Source organism: Pseudomonas sp. IPO3778 (assembly GCF_013386825.1).
Taxonomy (GTDB): Bacteria; Pseudomonadota; Gammaproteobacteria; order Pseudomonadales; family Pseudomonadaceae; genus Aquipseudomonas.
The window spans coordinates 37745-53186 of the sequence record NZ_JACARC010000029.1 but is presented as its reverse complement, the minus strand read 5'-3'; the positions used below and the strand labels follow the sequence as shown (position 1 = coordinate 53186).

General features: G+C 59.1%; 18 protein-coding genes and 1 tRNA gene. 8 read left to right on the top strand and 11 right to left on the bottom strand.

The window, feature by feature from the left end; genetic code table 11:
* Positions 1 to 74: 74 nt before the first annotated feature.
* On the bottom strand, positions 75 to 830 hold the full coding sequence (locus HX855_RS13595; protein ID WP_177083878.1) for a 1-acyl-sn-glycerol-3-phosphate acyltransferase: 756 nt from the start codon (positions 828 to 830) through the stop codon (positions 75 to 77).
* 215 nt (positions 831 to 1045) lie between these two features.
* Positions 1046 to 1735 (bottom strand): crotonase/enoyl-CoA hydratase family protein, encoded by a 690-nt coding sequence (locus HX855_RS13590; protein ID WP_177083880.1) that lies wholly within the window; start codon positions 1733 to 1735, stop codon positions 1046 to 1048.
* Between the two features lie 333 nt (positions 1736 to 2068).
* Between HX855_RS13590 and HX855_RS13585 the strand changes: the two genes are divergently transcribed.
* The 4 genes from HX855_RS13585 to HX855_RS13570 all read left to right on the top strand — a co-directional run bounded on the left by HX855_RS13585 (position 2069) and on the right by HX855_RS13570 (position 4402).
* A tRNA-Ser gene (locus HX855_RS13585) sits at positions 2069 to 2158 on the top strand.
* A gap of 279 nt (positions 2159 to 2437) precedes the next feature.
* Positions 2438 to 3121, top strand: a complete 684-nt coding sequence (locus tag HX855_RS13580; protein WP_309139793.1) for a hypothetical protein — start codon at positions 2438 to 2440, stop codon at positions 3119 to 3121.
* A gap of 75 nt (positions 3122 to 3196) precedes the next feature.
* A complete protein-coding gene (locus HX855_RS13575; RefSeq protein WP_177083882.1) occupies positions 3197 to 3835 on the top strand; it encodes a hypothetical protein in 639 nt (212 codons plus the stop codon).
* Positions 3836 to 3943: 108 nt separating this feature from the next.
* Positions 3944 to 4402, top strand: coding sequence for a DUF2442 domain-containing protein (locus HX855_RS13570; RefSeq protein WP_177083884.1), 459 nt, complete (start codon positions 3944 to 3946; stop codon positions 4400 to 4402).
* A gap of 75 nt (positions 4403 to 4477) precedes the next feature.
* On the opposite strand, the gene HX855_RS13565 is transcribed toward HX855_RS13570, so the two are convergent.
* From HX855_RS13565 to HX855_RS13545, 5 genes are all read right to left on the bottom strand, one after another.
* The gene (locus tag HX855_RS13565; protein WP_177083887.1) at positions 4478 to 4747 is read right to left on the bottom strand and encodes a short-chain dehydrogenase; all 270 of its coding nucleotides are present in this window, start codon (positions 4745 to 4747) and stop codon (positions 4478 to 4480) included.
* A 331-nt stretch (positions 4748 to 5078) separates the two neighbouring features.
* A complete protein-coding gene (locus HX855_RS13560; RefSeq protein WP_177042999.1) occupies positions 5079 to 5432 on the bottom strand; it encodes a gamma-glutamylcyclotransferase family protein in 354 nt (117 codons plus the stop codon).
* A 17-nt stretch (positions 5433 to 5449) separates the two neighbouring features.
* Positions 5450 to 6112, bottom strand: a complete 663-nt coding sequence (locus HX855_RS13555; protein WP_177083889.1) for a M24 family metallopeptidase — start codon at positions 6110 to 6112, stop codon at positions 5450 to 5452.
* Positions 6113 to 6180: 68 nt separating this feature from the next.
* A complete protein-coding gene (locus HX855_RS13550; protein ID WP_177083891.1) occupies positions 6181 to 6759 on the bottom strand; it encodes a DUF4337 domain-containing protein in 579 nt (192 codons plus the stop codon).
* A gap of 54 nt (positions 6760 to 6813) precedes the next feature.
* Positions 6814 to 7698 (bottom strand): LysR family transcriptional regulator, encoded by an 885-nt coding sequence (locus HX855_RS13545; protein WP_177083893.1) that lies wholly within the window; start codon positions 7696 to 7698, stop codon positions 6814 to 6816.
* A gap of 98 nt (positions 7699 to 7796) precedes the next feature.
* Here HX855_RS13545 and HX855_RS13540 point away from each other — a divergent pair, with 98 nt between their 5' ends.
* A complete protein-coding gene (locus tag HX855_RS13540; RefSeq protein ID WP_177083895.1) occupies positions 7797 to 8765 on the top strand; it encodes an SDR family oxidoreductase in 969 nt (322 codons plus the stop codon).
* On the opposite strand, the gene HX855_RS13535 is transcribed toward HX855_RS13540, so the two are convergent.
* Positions 8752 to 9108: a DUF2784 domain-containing protein gene (locus tag HX855_RS13535; protein WP_177083897.1), complete on the bottom strand. Its 357-nt coding sequence runs from the start codon at positions 9106 to 9108 to the stop codon at positions 8752 to 8754. The genes HX855_RS13540 and HX855_RS13535 overlap by 14 nt on opposite strands.
* 24 nt (positions 9109 to 9132) lie before the next feature.
* Entirely contained in the window at positions 9133 to 10029 is an 897-nt protein-coding gene (locus HX855_RS13530; protein WP_177083899.1) for a LysR family transcriptional regulator, read from the bottom strand.
* Between the two features lie 97 nt (positions 10030 to 10126).
* Here HX855_RS13530 and HX855_RS13525 point away from each other — a divergent pair, with 97 nt between their 5' ends.
* Positions 10127 to 10975, top strand: a complete 849-nt coding sequence (locus HX855_RS13525) for an oxidoreductase (protein WP_177083901.1) — start codon at positions 10127 to 10129, stop codon at positions 10973 to 10975.
* 103 nt (positions 10976 to 11078) lie between these two features.
* Positions 11079 to 11765, top strand: coding sequence for an HAD-IA family hydrolase (locus HX855_RS13520; protein WP_177083903.1), 687 nt, complete (start codon positions 11079 to 11081; stop codon positions 11763 to 11765).
* Positions 11766 to 11920: 155 nt separating this feature from the next.
* Here the strand turns inward: HX855_RS13520 and HX855_RS13515 are convergent, their stop codons facing one another.
* Both HX855_RS13515 and HX855_RS13510 read right to left on the bottom strand, forming a co-directional pair.
* On the bottom strand, positions 11921 to 12304 hold the full coding sequence (locus tag HX855_RS13515; RefSeq protein ID WP_177083905.1) for a YbaN family protein: 384 nt from the start codon (positions 12302 to 12304) through the stop codon (positions 11921 to 11923).
* Between the two features lie 20 nt (positions 12305 to 12324).
* Entirely contained in the window at positions 12325 to 12912 is a 588-nt protein-coding gene (locus HX855_RS13510) for a YecA family protein (RefSeq protein ID WP_017477430.1), read from the bottom strand.
* Between the two features lie 332 nt (positions 12913 to 13244).
* Here HX855_RS13510 and recQ point away from each other — a divergent pair, with 332 nt between their 5' ends.
* Positions 13245 to 15371, top strand: a complete 2127-nt coding sequence (gene recQ / locus HX855_RS13505; RefSeq protein ID WP_177083907.1) for a DNA helicase RecQ — start codon at positions 13245 to 13247, stop codon at positions 15369 to 15371.
* The last annotated feature ends 71 nt before the right edge of the window (positions 15372 to 15442 follow it).

Genomic DNA, 15442 nt, shown 5'->3' with positions numbered 1-15442 from the left:
CGCCCTTTGTAGGAGCGAGCTTGCTCGCGAAAAACCTGAGAGCGGCGCGTTAATCCAGAATGAGCGCGTAATCGTTAACGTCCTTCGCGAGCAAGCTCGCTCCTACAGGAGACCATTTCCAGTTCTCGATCCATGGCCTCAATACAGTCTTTCATTTGCTCGCGGCATGTCTGCATCAAGAGAGGCATGTCATCCATGGTCAGCCCCTTCGTAGGAATCGGCGGCAGTGAACGAATCAGAATATCGCCACTGTTCCAGCGGTTGAGCTTCATCTGCTTCACATAGGTGCTGACACACACCTGCACAATCGGCACGCCTGCGGCGATTGCCATCTGGAAGGCGCCTTTCTTGAACGGCAGCAGGGTTTCGCCGAAGTTACGCGTGCCTTCCGCAAACACCCAGATCGACGTGTCCTTATGCTGCAAGGTGTGGGTGGTGGTCAGCATCGAACGCCGCGCCTTGTGCGCATTGCCCCGGTCAATCAACACATTGCCCGCCAGCCAGAACAACTGGCCAAACAACGGCACCCACTTCAGGCTCTTCTTGCCGATACACACCGTGCGGTAGGGCACCACGGTGCCGAACACAAACAGGTCATAGTTGGACTGATGGTTGGCGATGATCACGCAACTGCTGGGCTTGTTGCGCAGCGAGTCGACGTCGGCCTTCACCCGCAGGCGCAACAACCACATTGCCGGCACGGCATACAGGCGTGCGCAGTAACGACTGTTGTCCGGATTGAACGGCCGAGAGATCCCCAGCAGCACGCCCAGCACCCCCGCCATCATAAAATGCAGGCCCATCAACAACATGCGTAACAAAAAAAGCATCGACACGGCCCATCGGGACAAAAGGTGGCGCAGTGTACGGATGTGCACTGTATTCGGCAATTGCCCCTATAGAGTCAGGAGATAGGCGATGTTTAAGCGCATGTTTCAACAAGACGTGACAGACACTGTCTAGAGCGGTTGTACGCAATCCGGAATTCTTTGTAAGAAAAAGCCCGACTCAAGGTCGGGCTTCGATTCAGCAGGCGTGGGTTTGATTAACCCATATGCCCCTGATCCTGAATGATCGCGTCATCCAGGGCTTCCAGCAGCGCCTTACGCACCTTCAGCTTGGTGTGCTTGTGGGCGTTCATATTGATCTTCTTCAACTGGCGAGCCGCTTCCAGCGCTGCGGCCTGCAACTCTTCCGGCGCCACGACTTTATCCAGGAACCCGGCGCCCAACGCGTCCTGCGGGTTAAACATCTCGGCGTTGATCACCGAACGGTGGAAGGCCGACTTGCGCAGACGATCCCGCGCCAGCTCGATCCCGGCGTGGTGCATGGTCATGCCGATCATCACTTCATTCAGGCCAATGCTGAACGGCCCGTCCACACCAATCCGGTAATCCGCCGACAGCAACAGGAACGCACCCTTGGCCACCGCGTGCCCTGGGCACGCCACGATCACCGGGAACGGGTGCGACAACAGGCGGCGGGCGAGGGTGGAACCCGACGTCACCAGGCTCACCGCTTCTTTAGGGCCGGCGGTCATCACCTTCAAGTCATAGCCACCGGACAAAATCCCCGGCGTGCCCGTGATGATCACCACCGCCCGATCCTTCTCGGCCTGGTCCAGCGCTTGATTAAACGCACTGACCACGGCCGGCGAAATGGCATTCACCTTGCCGTTGCTCAGGGTCAGGGTCGCGATACCGTCTTCGAGGTGGTAGGCAATCAACTCACTCATGACGCGATTCCTTGTAATGCTTGTAATAGAAGGACAGACGGCAGACGTTACCCACCGCGCCCGCCCTGGTAAAGCGCCGTGACTGACTACCCAGTCAGACTTTTCCCCCATGCCCGCCCGCAGGCGGCCTTCGGCACGGCGCAGCAGCTACTATAGACAAGCGCCGCGAGTGCCCGAGAATGGCAGAATCGCCGTGGTGTGCACGGCGCCGCAGAGGGCCGGAACGGCATAACCGCCTAAGCGCATGAAAATTCTGAAAAAAACCTTTGCCATCGGAAAAGCTTTCGACTACATTAGCGCGCCTCGACAGACTGAATCAGTTTGACGAGATACGGTGAAGTGTCCGAGTGGCTTAAGGAGCACGCCTGGAAAGTGTGTATACAAGAAATTGTATCGAGAGTTCGAATCTCTCCTTCACCGCCACATTAAGTAAACACAAACCCCTGGTTTTCATAGAGAAAGCCGGGGGTTTGTGGTTTTTGGCGTCTTAAAAACGGCCATATAAGACGGGTGCTCTAGGTCGGTGAGTAAAAAGCTGGCTTTAACAAATAGGCTTTGGAGTTTCCAGCCAACGAAGGTGAAATCCCACGCTACGGCGGTTTCATTTGGTCAGGGTTTTGGGCGATAGTGGCATTTTGTTATTGCGACCAGTTAGCGCTAGTTATCTGGACGCTCGTCGGCAGTTCAACGCAGGGAAGCGCAGTGAAGACAGTTGTCACGATGGTTCTATTTTTGGGGTTGTATGGCTGTGGTTCCGATTCTCGCAGTTCTGCACCGACACTCTGGACAGATGGCATCATGCTGGAGCAGAAGAAAGTCACCGCAGATGATCAGCACGCGAAGGTGATCATGCGGTCATCAGGCGATGGAGTCAGCCCGGTAGATTTTGAAGTGATCCGAGGTAATGACCCGGATACACGTCCCGATCAACTTGGGACGGTAGTCAAACCGTTTCGAGGCAACGCCGGCGGATGGTTCAGTCGTCTCGAAAGCGCGGTCTCCAAGCGTTTCCCCCAGCTGGAAATGCAGGCCGACCCCGGCCAGGTTTTGCAAGTGCGCGGGTCATCGACGATCAGCAGTCAGATTCCGGCACCGGGTTATCGGACGCTTTACAACGAAGACTCTGTATTCAATCCGTCGAAGAACACGTTTGAGAAAAAGCTGACCGCCAATCCGACCGTACCGTCTTATTACTCCTGTGGGCCGATCGCAGGTGCCTTTATTCCTGAGAGGCAAAAGGTCTATCTGGCGGAGTTTGTATTCGTAGATAAGGGGGAGGGGTGTGAGCTGCAGGTCTATGACATCACCCAGCCCGAACTACGCGTGCCGGTCGTTGCCATCAAGGGTGCGCAGCCCTCGTCCGGCAGGGCGTACCGCTCGCCATAGGCTTAGTACGAAACCTGGCGTACCTTTCATAGTAAGGTTGCGGCCACCAACCATCACAGGATTTGAAGGTTACCCATGCGTTTACTCTTTCCGCTGGCCGTGAGTTTGACCCTTATCGGCTGCGCCACCACTAAAACCGACGTTCGCAACGAAGCACAAATCAGCCAATACGACCCGGCCAACACCGCCCGCGTCCGCCTGATCACGGGTGACACCTCCAATGCGGGCTTCCTCAGTGGCCAGACCTGCGAGATGTTTTACAACGAGACCCTTCTGACCAATACTCCGGAAGAAGCGGGATGGCAAACAGCGCATGTCGACTCGGCGGGTCTCTACCCTTTTCGAGCGACAGACAGCCAGAACAGCGTGATTGGCATGCCTGCCAGCAAAGCGAGCAAAGCCATCAACCAATCGCCCAAGGTGTTTGACGAGCATGTCATCCCGGCCGGTAAACCGTTTATCGCAGGGTTCGCCATGGGAGGTTCGCAAATGTCCTGCTTTCCCGCGCCTGTCACGCTTGTCCCCGAACCCGGCAAAGATTACGAAATGGAACTTCAACTCGTAAAATTCAGTACGTTCAAGGCAGGCTGTGTGATTGCCGTTCGCCAACTCTCCAATCAGGGCAATACAACGGTTGAAACACCGCTAAGGCCGCAGGTGTGTGCCAAGACCCCGTCGGGTTGGTACACCGTCAATGCGGCGCCTTTGCCCTGAAGCTTCAGACGCAGAGTTTCTGGGGGTTGAATGTATGGTTTGCAAGGGGAAATCCACACCGCCGATTTTTGGTGCGTAAGGAACGAACAAAACCGGAGTAACTGACTTATGACCAGCAAGCTTCGCATCTCTGCTGTGCAACCAGTTGCCGGCAAGCATGCCATCGACATTGAGTGGAACAACGGCAAGCGGCATACCGTTGATCTTACTGATCACATAAATACCTTTCCGATTCTAAAATCCCTTCAGGACTTGGCTCTATTGGGTCGGGTTGAAGTCGGTGAGTGGGGCTTTGACGTGACTTGGGGTAATGACCTTGAGTTATCCGCCGTCACCTTACATCGTTTGGCACTGGAGCAGTCCGGCGAAGTCATGCTGACGCAGGACTTCAGAAAGTGGATGCTCAGCAACAACCTGTCGCTCTCCGCTGCGGCTGTAGAGCTGGGCTTCACTCGTAGGACCATTACTTCCTACAGCAGCGGGGCCGCTCTGATTCCCAAGCATGTAGGGTTGGCGTGCAAGGGGTGGGAATACGAGCATAAGGCTCGTGGCACGCGGTGCGTCTAGGTGGGTAATGTTCGCAAAAAAGGGATGACTGAGAGGTCGTCCCTTTTTCGTTTTTGCGGGATCAAGCAAATGGGTTTAGGCGTGCTGCGCCGCCATCCTCCGTCCTATGACATCCAGCAAATCACAGCCATCGCGCAACGGAATAGAGCAAAGCAGCGAAAAGTCACTGAGCACAACCGTATCGCTGCTAATTTCCGCACGCAGTGCCAGATTTTCAAGAACTTGAGTAACAGCGCGAATTCGATAACCAGCAGCGTCAAGCAGTACGTCCAGCGGCGCAGTGGTATCTACAAAAAGGGCAGGTGTTTCGCAATCGTTGCTGGTGAGGGCCATGTATTGATTCATATGTGATGTCCGTTCTCTTAAGGAGGAGAGTAGCCACACATTTGTCGCCAAACAAAAGGTGGCAGCTGTACGCGGGTTGGCGAACCGGAAAAAGACGGACAATGCCGGCAGACCCGAAGGTCTCCCGCGCACAGCTACCATTGGGTAGCTTATTGCGCGCAGGAGCATCCCGCAAATTAGCCGGGAGGCTTCTGCCGTCTTATAGTCGAGTCGCCAAACCCGGTCGCTATGAGAGCGACCGGCGAACTATATGCCCCGCCTCACAAACCCGGCAGGGCGTGCCTTCCGATTGATCTGTAGGAAATCACTCCGGTTGACGAGCTGCACCCCCTCAAGCCTGCACATACACCCAAGCCGTTAACCCCGAAGCCAACCCCACCGAAACCCGCTTATAGTCCGACACCTCATACGCATCCGCTGCCGCCAGTTCCTGTTCGGTAATCTGAAACACCATCCCTTCAACACTGTCTTCATTGCGCCCGCTGGGAGCAACGATCGGATGATGAGTCTTGCCACTGGCCGCCAACACTTCAGGATCCGTAATCTCCACCCAGCTTTTTGAATACCCCAGCATCGCATCCTGCTGCCCCACCAGCTCCCGCCCAAAGTTGGACAGTTGAACGGCCTTGTCCTGCAACGTGCCGTAGGAAAACAACAGCACGGGAAATTCGGTCGAGCGTTCCATCTTTATTCCTTGAAAAGTTAAGCCAGCAAATCTTCGTAAAACGCACCATAAGCTCCGCTCGGGTGCGCAATCTGTATCTCAAGAATCCACAGCCCTTCATTCGGATACTGGTCAAAATCCCCAAGATCACCGCCACGGTAAATCGCATGGGGGAAATCGCTGACGCGGTGGCCTTTGATGTCCAGGTTCAACACCCAGCCCATGGCTTTGGCTTGTTCTTCGGCGTAACGATACAGCTCCAGGCCGACGACTTTGTCGTTCCTCCAGCGCTGTTCAACCCGGTCAAACAACTCTTTCGCCGCGCTCGCGCACGCGGCCATCTCGGGGTTGTTGCCGGTGCTGAACGACGCCCCGGCATCACCTTCATGGCCTTGCCACACGGCGCCCATGTCGATGAAGTAGATGTCGTTTTCCCCCAGCACAGGGTCGCCGTCGGAGCGTTGGTTGAAGGCTTTGAGGGTGTTGGCGCCAAAGCGCACCAGCAGCGGGTGCCAGATGCGTTGCATGTCGAGGTCAGCGAGGACTTTTTTGCCGAGTTCGCGGGCTTCGGATTCGAGCATGCCGGGGCGGATGAGTTTGGACAGCGCTTCGATGGCGCGCCAGGTCATGGCCTGGGCGTAGCGCATTGAGTCGATGCTATAGGCGACGCCCACAGCTTCCTTGGATGATTGTGCGGTCACCGGCTTTTCCTCGGCTTTATAGTGTCAGGCGTTATGCGTTTTACTATATAGCGATGGCAGGATGGAACTTAAATATGCAGCCAGGCCATCCCACCCAACACCACACTCACGCCACCGGCGGTATAGGCCATGCGCTTCAACCACTCCTTCCTTGTCAGCAACGTAATCGCCGCCATCGAAATCGCGATCTGAATTGCGGTCATTGCCTGCGCCCAGCGGTGATGCTGATGCAGCGCCTGCTCTGACTTTTCATCCCATTCTTTCGAGGTGGCTTCAAGCTTTTCGGCCTGTTTGCGCACGTCTTCCTTCTGGGTTTTATAACGCTCGATCTCGTCGGTGTAGTGCTTGGCGTCGACGCCCGGGATATGCGTCGCCAGTTCGGCGAGGTTCTGCCGGCTGGATTTGGCCTGGTAGTAGTTCCATTGGTTGGCGGCTTCGGTCTTGAAGATGGCGGCGTTGTTTTTGTCCATCGCCGCTTCGCTTTCGGTGGAGCCGGCCTGGTAGCTGAGCATGGCGCCGACGGTGGCCATGATGGCGGTCATCACGGCGATGCGGCTGGCGAAATTGTCGCCCTGCCTGTGGGCATGTTCGGTGGCATGTTCGACGTGTTTTTCGTGGGGGCTGGGGACTTCGAAGGCTTCGGACATGGGGGCGTCTATGAAGGGAGTGAGGGAGTCTGATTCTTCACCAGCGAAGCTGTCTCAATCCTGTACGTAATGCTGCAAACCGGCCACCAGGGCATCAAAGGTGACGCGGCAGCGCGGGCTGTTGCGCAGGTCTTCGTGCATGGTGACCCAGGTGTCGAGTTGGAGGGCGAATGCGTCCGGCAGGACCCGGCTCAGGCGGGAGTCTTGCCGGGCCAGTTTGACCTGGCAGCCGCCGATGCCGGCGCCGGCGCGGATCAGTGCCAGTTGTGCGAGGTCGCTGTCGCTGCTGAGGGAAAAGGCGCTGCGGTCGAAGCCTTTGACGGCCAGGCTGCGGATGAAGGCGCTTTCCTGGTCGTAGCCGATGACCGAATGGGCCGTGAGGTCATTCAGGCTTTGGGGTGTGCCGTGTTGTTGCAGGTAGTCGTTGCGGGCGTGCAGGCCGACTTCGATCATGCCAATACGCTTCGCCAGCAGTTGTTCCTGGCTGGGTCGGACCATTCGCACGGCGATGTCGGCTTCCAGTTGCAGCAGGTCCAGCAGGCGGTTGCTCAGCACCAGTTCGACCTTGAGGTGCGGGTGCTGTTGGCGCAGGCGGGTGATGATCGGCGGCAGCACTTCCACGCCAATTACTTCGCTGGCCGACACCCGCACCACGCCGCGTACTTCGGGGCCTTGGGGGGACGCGGCACGCTCGAGGGCGGCGGCGGTGGTTTCCATGGTTTCGGCGTGGGTGCGCAGGGTGAGGGCGACGGCCGTGGGCAGCAGGCCGCTGGCGGAGCGGGTGAACAGCACCACGTTGAGGGATTTCTCCAGCGCAGCGATGTGCCGGCCCACCGTGGGCTGCGTAATGCCGAGCTGCCGTGCGGCTCCCGACAGCGATCCTTCCTTGAGTACCCCGAGGAATGACCGGTAAAGCTCCCAACCAATAGTCGATGCCATGCATAAATGTATAGCGTCTGGATGATCTTCGGCAATTCCTCTATAGCCCGCCGGCGAACAGAATCGCTTCATCAAACAACCTTCAGGGGAAAAAAAGCATGAACAAGGTTCTGGTGTTGGGGGCGACAGGCGGGATTGGTGGCGAAGTGGCGCGGCAGTTGTTTGCCGCCGGCTGGCAGGTATGCGCCCTGACGAGGGATGTGGATAAGGCCCACAAGCAGAACGCCGATTTCACCTGGATAAAAGGTGATGCGCTGAACCGTGAGGAAGTGGTGGCGGCGGCGAAGGGCTGTTCGGTGATCGTGCATGCCGTCAACCCGCCCGGCTACCAGCGTTGGGCAGAGCTGGTGTTACCGATGATCGACAACAGCATCGCGGCGGCAATCGCTGAAGGGGCAATGATTGTCTTGCCAGGCACGGTTTATAACTACGGCCCCGACGCATTTGCGCGATTAGAAGAAGACTCACCGCAGAACCCATTTACCCGCAAGGGCGCGATCCGGGTGGAGATGGAGCAGCGTTTGCGGGAGGCCTCCGAGCATGGCGCCCGGGTATTGATCGTGCGCGCCGGCGATTTTTTCGGTGCCAAGGCCGGCAGCAGCTGGTTTTCCCAGGGCTTGGTCAAGCCTGCGAAACCGGTGGCCAGTGTGAGTTATCCCGGCGCAGCCGGTGTGGGGCATCAGTGGGCCTACCTGCCTGACGTGGCGCGCACCATGGTCGAGTTGATCGCACGCCGCGACACTCTGGATGCCTTCGCCCGTTTCCATATGGCGGGGCATATCGACGCCGATGGCCGGCAGATGAGCCAGGCGATTCAGCGGGTGGTGTCACGCAGGACCGGCCAGCAGCCTTCTGTACGTGCTTTCCCGTGGTGGCTGCTGAAACTGGCAGCACCTGTTGTCACCACCTTCCGCGAGATGCAGGAAATGCGCTACCTGTGGCAAACCGAGGTGCGCATGGATAACCGCCGCCTGGTACAGGCATTGGGCAGCGAACCCCATACGCCGTTGGATGAAGCGGTTGAGGCAACATTGGTGGGCATCGGCTGTTTGCCTAACCGCGCCTGATCAGCCGCACATACACCGCGATATTGATCAACAGCACCAGCGCGCCCAACCCCAATTGAATCTGCGGGGTCAGCCCGGCCGGGTAGATCAGGGTCAGGATGTAATGCTCGATAAACCCGCCGCCATAACCGTCCTGCCCGGCCAAATGACGAAACAGGTTTTCCCAGCGGGTCAGCGGGCAGGGCAGGTGGAACACTTCCACCGCAACGCCCCAGGCGGCCGCAGGCAAGTGCAGCCACATCACCGGCCGCCATTTGAGGGCGAGCAGGCCGCCGAACAGCACGAACAGAATGAACAACAGATGAAACAGCACCAGGCCGTCGGCGGCAAAACGGTAGAGCATGATGGGGTTCGCTTTTTGAATGGATCAGGTCCCGAATTCTTCCTTCAGGAACTCGATAAACACCCGCAATTTCTTCGGCGTGTTCGTACGGTTGAAGTAATACAAATACAGCGCGCTGTGGGCAATCCAGTCGTCCAGTACCTCCACCAGCTCACCGCGTTGCAGGTACTGCTCGACGCTGGAGCGCGCCACGTAGGCAAAACCAAACCCATCCAGTGCGCCCCGCACCATCAATTCCACGTCATTGGTTGCCAGCCGGCCTTTTACCGTGACCCGCATCTGTTTGCCGTCTTTTTCAAAATCCCAGCGGTGCAGCGAGCCCGTCTGCGCGCTGCGGTAGTTGACGCACTCATGCTCCAGTAAATCGTGGGGATGGGTGGGCAGCTTGCGGCCCTGCAAATACTCCGGCGTGGCCACGATGACGAACCGCAGTTGCGTCGCCACCGGCACCACCATCATGTCTTCGGCCAGCACGTGGTCGTAGCGGATGCCCGCGTCAAAGCCCTGGGCGACGATATCCACCAGGCTGTTGTCCACCGCCACTTCCAGGTTGATGCCCGGGTATTTGCGCAGGAAACGCCGGAGCAATGGTTGCAGGACCATTCTGCTGGCAGTGGAGGGAATGTTCAGGCGCAAGGTGCCGGCAGCGTCCACCGTGGCCGCTGCTACGCTGTGCAGGCTGGTTTGCAGTTCCTCCAGCAGCGGCGTGATCTTCTGGATCAACTGTTCGCCGGCTTCTGTCACGCTGACGCTGCGGGTGGTGCGGTTGAGCAGTTGCACGCCCAGTTGTTTCTCCAGGGCGCGCACGCGATGGCTGACGGTGGACACCGACAGGCTGCTGGCGTCGGCGGCCTGGGTGAAGCTTTTCGAGCGGGCGACCTGCAAAAACAGGCGCAATTGCTGAAAATCGGGCGTGTCCATTGTGTGGTATTTTCGAAAGGGCTTTGCGGATTATGCATCTTTTTAGCAAGAACAGCGGCGCGCATACTTTTCCTACACACATGAGGATTGGCCCTTTATGACGACTTCCACCGCAAAACCCGTCTGGTTCATCACTGGCTGCTCCACCGGCTTCGGCCGCCAACTGGCGTTGCACACCCTGAGCCTCGGCTACCCGACCGTGGTCACCGCGCGCAATCCACAACAAGTGCAGGACATCGTCGCCGGTCACGAAGATCACGCCCTGGTCTTGACGCTGGACGTGACCGATCAGGCCCAGGTCGAGGCGGCCGTGAAGGCGGCTGAAGCGCGCTTCGGGCATATCGACGTGTTGGTCAACAACGCCGGTGTCGGCTACTTCGGCTCCTTCGAAGAAAGTGACCTGGATGATGTGCGCAACATGTTCGAAATCAACGTGTGGGGCCTGAGCGCCATGACCCGTGCGGCCTTGCCCGGCATGCGTGCCCGGCGTTCGGGCAGCATCGTGAACATTTCCTCGGTGGGCGGCGTGGCGGCGTTCCCGTCATTGAGTTTCTATAACGCGACCAAGTTTGCGGTCGAAGGGCTTTCCGAGGCGTTGTCCCAGGAAGTCGCGCCACTGGGCATCAAGGTGTTGCTGGTCGAGCCGGGCCCGTTCCGTACCGACTGGGCCGGGCGCTCGGCCAACGAGGCGGCTCACGGGATTGCCGATTACAAGGAAACGGCAGTGGCACGGGCCAACATGGTTCGCAACTACAGCGGCAAGCAGCCGGGTGATCCGGTGCGGGCGGCGGTTGCCATCGTCAAGGCGGTGGAAGCTGAGCAGCCGCCATTGCGCTTGTTGCTGGGCAAGGCGGCGTTGAACTTTGCGCGGGTCAAGGTGAAGGCATTGAGTGCGGACTTTGATGCGTGGGCTGACGTGACTGAGGGTGCGGATTTTCCTGAGTGAGGGGCTGACAGGGTTCGGCACAGGTCCATAACGGTTGCTTGCAGGCAAGGGTGGCCGTTATTGTGCTGAATCCTTTTAGTCATCTGCCCACGGATCTGTAGTGATGAATGCACCGCGTACCGCTGTCCCGATCAAGGCTGTTATTTTCGATATGGACGGGTTGTTGCTGGACACTGAAGGCATCTACACCGAAGTGACGCAGATCATCGCCGAACGCTTCGGCCGCACCTATGACTGGGGGATCAAGCAGCACATCATTGGTCGCGGTGCCCAGGACCTGGCGGATTACGTGGTCAAGGCCCTGGACCTGCCGATTACCCCCGCAGAATTTCTGGTGATCCGCGAGCCGTTGATGAGCGAGCGTTTCCCCAAGGCCTTGGGCATGCCGGGCGCTGAAGCGCTGGTGCGGCACTTGAAGGCGCATAACATTCCGATCGCGGTGGGCACCAGCTCGTCGCGCAACTCGTTTGGTCACAAGACCACGCAACACCGTGAGTGGTTTGGGCTGTTCGACACCATCGTGACGGCGGATGACCCGGAAGTGGGAGCTGCCAAGCCTGCGCCGGATATCTTTCTGACGGCGGCGCGCCGCTTGGGTGTGGCACCTGAGGATTGCCTGGTGTTTGAGGATTCGCCGTTTGGCGTGACAGCGGCGAAGGCTGCGCACATGACCGCGATTGCGGTGCCGGATGAGGCGATGGCGGACAGCAAGTACCACCATGCCGACCAGATTATTCGCAAGTTGGCCGATTTTGACCTGGCGGCGTATGGCTTGCCGCCAATGCGCTGAACGCCCGCTGGATAGACTGTCTGGTGAGTGGCTTTTGTGGCGAGGGAGCTTGCTCCCGCTGGGCTGCGCAGCGGCCCCAAAAAAAGCGGGAGCGCTGCGCACTCCAGCGGGAGCAAGCTCCCTCGCCACAGGTCATTGCTCGTCTTGAACCTGCTTCAACGCTTGGCCAACGTCTTCTGCCGCAAGATATAAACCGTCACCAACACCGCACTGGTCAGCATGAACCCCCGCGCCCAGATCAGCGGCACCAGGTAGCAGGAAAACCCGATACTCACCCACATCAACCCAATGGCATACACCTTGCCCTTGAGCGGAATGCCGTTGCCCTCCAGATAGTCACGGATCCACGGCCCCAGGCGCGGGTGTTCCACCAGCCATTGGTAGAAGCGCGGGGAGCTGCGGGCAAAGCAGGCGGCAGCCAGCAGAAGGAAGGGGGTGGTGGGCAGTACCGGCAGGAAGATGCCGATCACCCCGAGCGCCACGCTCAACCAGCCAATGGCCAGCAGAGCGTAACGCGTGATCACAGAGCGGTTGCCCATGGGCTCCACGGGCAACGGTCTTAGTGGTGGCGAGGCTTGAGGATCGCCGGCTTTTCGTCAGGGGCGTTGCACAGCAGGTACAGGGCGGTCAGCGCTTCCGGGATCTGAACGATCATGTCGTCCATCAGGTTGGCGTCGGAGGCAATGTCGGAGAACTCAGGTTGCTCGTCGAACAGGCCCGAACCGACCATGATCGGCAGCAGCATTTCGCTGACTTCTTCTTCAGCCGTTTCGAACCAGGCCTCTTCACGCAGGAACACGCCTTCCATGAAACCGATGCACCAGCCGCGCAGTTCGGAGTCGTCCGGGTCTTCGCCCAGGTCCAGGTCGCAAGGCAGTTCGAACTCTTCATCGGAAGCCAGTTGGCGGCCGATGTGAGCCTTGAGGGCCAGCAGGGTGGATTCGATTTCTTCGCGCTGGGCGGCATCACTGTAGTGAGGCTCTTCGGAGAACAGTGCGTCGATCCATTCACGGTCGGGCACGACGTCGGAGCAGATCGACAGCGCGGTCAGATAGCCGTGGGCGGCCACGTAGTCCAGCGCCTCGTCGTGCAGCTCATCGGCATCGAGGAAGGCTTGCAGGCGGGTTAGTTGCTCAGCGAAGGACATTGACGGACTACCTTGGGAATAAACGATGGGCAATTCTAGGCTTTCTTGAGCGCCCAGGCCAGCCGCAGCACAGATTCTGTGGGCGCGGGCTTGCTCGCGAAGGGATCGAACGGGCCTATCTGACGCAATGCAACGTCAACATCTCCCATCCCGGCTATATCCTCAACGGCACCCTTTGCCGGCTGGCCCTCGGGTATACTGCCGCGTTTTGTGATGCCCCTACAGGCCAAGCGCCAGTCGCGGGAAAAGTTCGCTTACGGATTAATTTCCGCCGGGGCGGGCTTTTTCGACCAGCCTGTACAGTGGGATTTCGGCGATATTTGGAGTTTTTCATGCTCGAGCAGGCTCAACGCGTCCTCAAGGACATCTTCGGCTACGACAGTTTTCGTGGCCGCCAGGGTGCGATCATTGAGCGCGTGGCCAATGGCGGTGATGCCCTGGTGCTGATGCCGACCGGCGGTGGCAAGTCGCTGTGTTTCCAGGTGCCGGCACTGCTGCGTGAAGGGCTGGCGGTGGTGGTGTCGCCGTTGATCGCCTTGATGGACGATCAGGTGGCCACCCTCGAAGAACTCGGCGTGGCCGCCGCGGCATTGAACTCCACCCTCAGCGCTGAACAGCAGCGCGACCTTGCCGCACGGATCAAGCGTGGCGAAGTAAAAATGCTTTATCTCGCGCCCGAGCGCCTGGTGCAGCCGCGCATGCTGGCGTTCCTGCAGAGCCTGGAAATCTCCCTGTTCGCCATCGACGAAGCCCACTGTGTGTCCCAATGGGGCCACGATTTCCGTCGTGAATACCTGCAGCTCGGCCAGTTGGCGGAGCTGTTCCCCAACGTCCCGCGCATCGCCCTGACCGCCACCGCCGACAAACGCACCCGCGAAGAAATCGTCGAGCGCCTGCACCTGCAAAACGCTGAGCGTTTCCTGTCGAGTTTCGACCGCCCGAACATTTTTTACCGCATCGTGCCCAAGGAACAGCCGCGCAAGCAGTTGCTGGCATTCCTCTCCGATCGGCGCAGCGACGCCGGCATCGTCTATTGCCTGTCGCGCAAAAAGGTCGACGAAGTCGCCGCTTTCCTCAGTGAGCAAGGCTACCCGGCACTGCCGTATCACGCCGGCCTGCCCAATGAGCTGCGGGCGTACCACCAGAAGCGTTTCCTCAACGAGGAAGGCCTGATCATGGTCGCCACCATCGCGTTCGGCATGGGCATCGACAAATCCAACGTGCGCTTCGTGGCCCACATGGACTTGCCCAAATCCCTCGAGGCCTACTACCAGGAAACCGGACGTGCCGGCCGTGACGGCCTGCCGGCGGATGCCTGGATGGTCTACGGCTTGCAAGACGTGGTGATGCTCAAGCAGATGCTGCAGAACTCCGAAGGCGACGAGCGCCACAAGCGCCTGGAACAGCACAAGCTCGACGCCATGTTGTCGCTGTGCGAAGAAACCCGCTGCCGTCGCCAGACCCTGCTCGCCTACTTCGATGAAGACATGCCCGAGCCCTGCGGCCACTGCGACAACTGCGTAGACGGCGTGCAGACCTGGGACGCCACCGAGCCGGCGCGCCAGGCCTTGTCGGCGATCTACCGCACCGGCCAGCGCTATGGCGTGGGCCACCTGGTGGACGTGTTGCTGGGCAAGGACAACGAAAAGATTCGCAGCTTCGGCCACCAAAAGCTCTCGGTCTACGGGGTGGGCAAGGACCGCGCCGAAGGCGAGTGGCGCTCGCTGTTCCGGCAGATGGTCGCCCGTGGCCTGGTGGACATCGACCTGGAAGGCTACGGCGGCCTGCGCCTGAACGACAGTTGCCGGCCGCTGCTCAAGGGCGAAGTCAGCCTGGAGCTGCGCCGCGACCTCAAGCCGCAAACCACCGCCAAAACCAGCACCAGCCAGGCCAGCCAACTGGTGCGCTTCGAAGAGCGCGAACAATGGGAAGCCTTGCGTGCCCTGCGTAAAAAGCTCGCGCAGGAACACAGCGTGCCGCCTTACGTCATCTTCCCCGACTCCACCTTGCTGGAAATGCTCCGCGAACATCCCACCACCCTCGGCGAAATGGCCAGGGTCAGCGGTGTGGGTGCACGCAAGCTGGAGCGTTATGGCCAGGCCTTCCTCGAAGTGCTCGGCGGCCAGGTCGAGGCGCCGAAAGAGGTCGCCGATATCCGCCACGAGCTGATCAGCCTCGCCCGTGCCGGCATGACCCCGATCCAGATCGCCGGGCAGCTGCAATGCTCGGAAAAGAACGTCTACACCTTGCTCGCCGAGTCCATCGGCAAGCAGCAGTTGTCGTTGGAGCAGGCCCTTGATTTGCCGGAAGATTTGCTCGGCGAAATCCAGGATGCCTTCCTCGACGGAGAAGGCGAATTGCCACCTGTTTCCGAGATTTCACCGCTGTTTACCGGCCGGGTTCCCGAGGGCGTTTTGTACTGCGTGAGGGCGGCTTTGCAGTCGGAATTCGAGATTTGATGTGCCAATTACGACAATGTAACGAATCAGTACATTCCGGGTATTGCCTACTGGCATGGGTCATGCTTAGC

What these genes read in the sequence shown, in the direction of transcription:
- HX855_RS13595 (WP_177083878.1), bottom strand. Translation starts at nt 830, where the DNA reads ATGCTTTTTTTGTTACGCATGTTGTTGATGGGCCTGCATTTTATGATG.
- HX855_RS13590 (WP_177083880.1), bottom strand. Translation starts at nt 1,735, where the DNA reads ATGAGTGAGTTGATTGCCTACCACCTCGAAGACGGTATCGCGACCCTG.
- HX855_RS13575 (WP_177083882.1), top strand. Translation starts at nt 3,197, where the DNA reads ATGCGTTTACTCTTTCCGCTGGCCGTGAGTTTGACCCTTATCGGCTGC.
- HX855_RS13570 (WP_177083884.1), top strand. Translation starts at nt 3,944, where the DNA reads ATGACCAGCAAGCTTCGCATCTCTGCTGTGCAACCAGTTGCCGGCAAG.
- HX855_RS13565 (WP_177083887.1), bottom strand. Translation starts at nt 4,747, where the DNA reads ATGAATCAATACATGGCCCTCACCAGCAACGATTGCGAAACACCTGCC.
- HX855_RS13560 (WP_177042999.1), bottom strand. Translation starts at nt 5,432, where the DNA reads ATGGAACGCTCGACCGAATTTCCCGTGCTGTTGTTTTCCTACGGCACG.
- HX855_RS13550 (WP_177083891.1), bottom strand. Translation starts at nt 6,759, where the DNA reads ATGTCCGAAGCCTTCGAAGTCCCCAGCCCCCACGAAAAACACGTCGAA.
- HX855_RS13545 (WP_177083893.1), bottom strand. Translation starts at nt 7,698, where the DNA reads ATGGCATCGACTATTGGTTGGGAGCTTTACCGGTCATTCCTCGGGGTA.
- HX855_RS13540 (WP_177083895.1), top strand. Translation starts at nt 7,797, where the DNA reads ATGAACAAGGTTCTGGTGTTGGGGGCGACAGGCGGGATTGGTGGCGAA.
- HX855_RS13535 (WP_177083897.1), bottom strand. Translation starts at nt 9,108, where the DNA reads ATGCTCTACCGTTTTGCCGCCGACGGCCTGGTGCTGTTTCATCTGTTG.
- HX855_RS13530 (WP_177083899.1), bottom strand. Translation starts at nt 10,029, where the DNA reads ATGGACACGCCCGATTTTCAGCAATTGCGCCTGTTTTTGCAGGTCGCC.
- HX855_RS13525 (WP_177083901.1), top strand. Translation starts at nt 10,127, where the DNA reads ATGACGACTTCCACCGCAAAACCCGTCTGGTTCATCACTGGCTGCTCC.
- HX855_RS13520 (WP_177083903.1), top strand. Translation starts at nt 11,079, where the DNA reads ATGAATGCACCGCGTACCGCTGTCCCGATCAAGGCTGTTATTTTCGAT.
- HX855_RS13515 (WP_177083905.1), bottom strand. Translation starts at nt 12,304, where the DNA reads ATGGGCAACCGCTCTGTGATCACGCGTTACGCTCTGCTGGCCATTGGC.
- HX855_RS13510 (WP_017477430.1), bottom strand. Translation starts at nt 12,912, where the DNA reads ATGTCCTTCGCTGAGCAACTAACCCGCCTGCAAGCCTTCCTCGATGCC.
- recQ (WP_177083907.1), top strand. Translation starts at nt 13,245, where the DNA reads ATGCTCGAGCAGGCTCAACGCGTCCTCAAGGACATCTTCGGCTACGAC.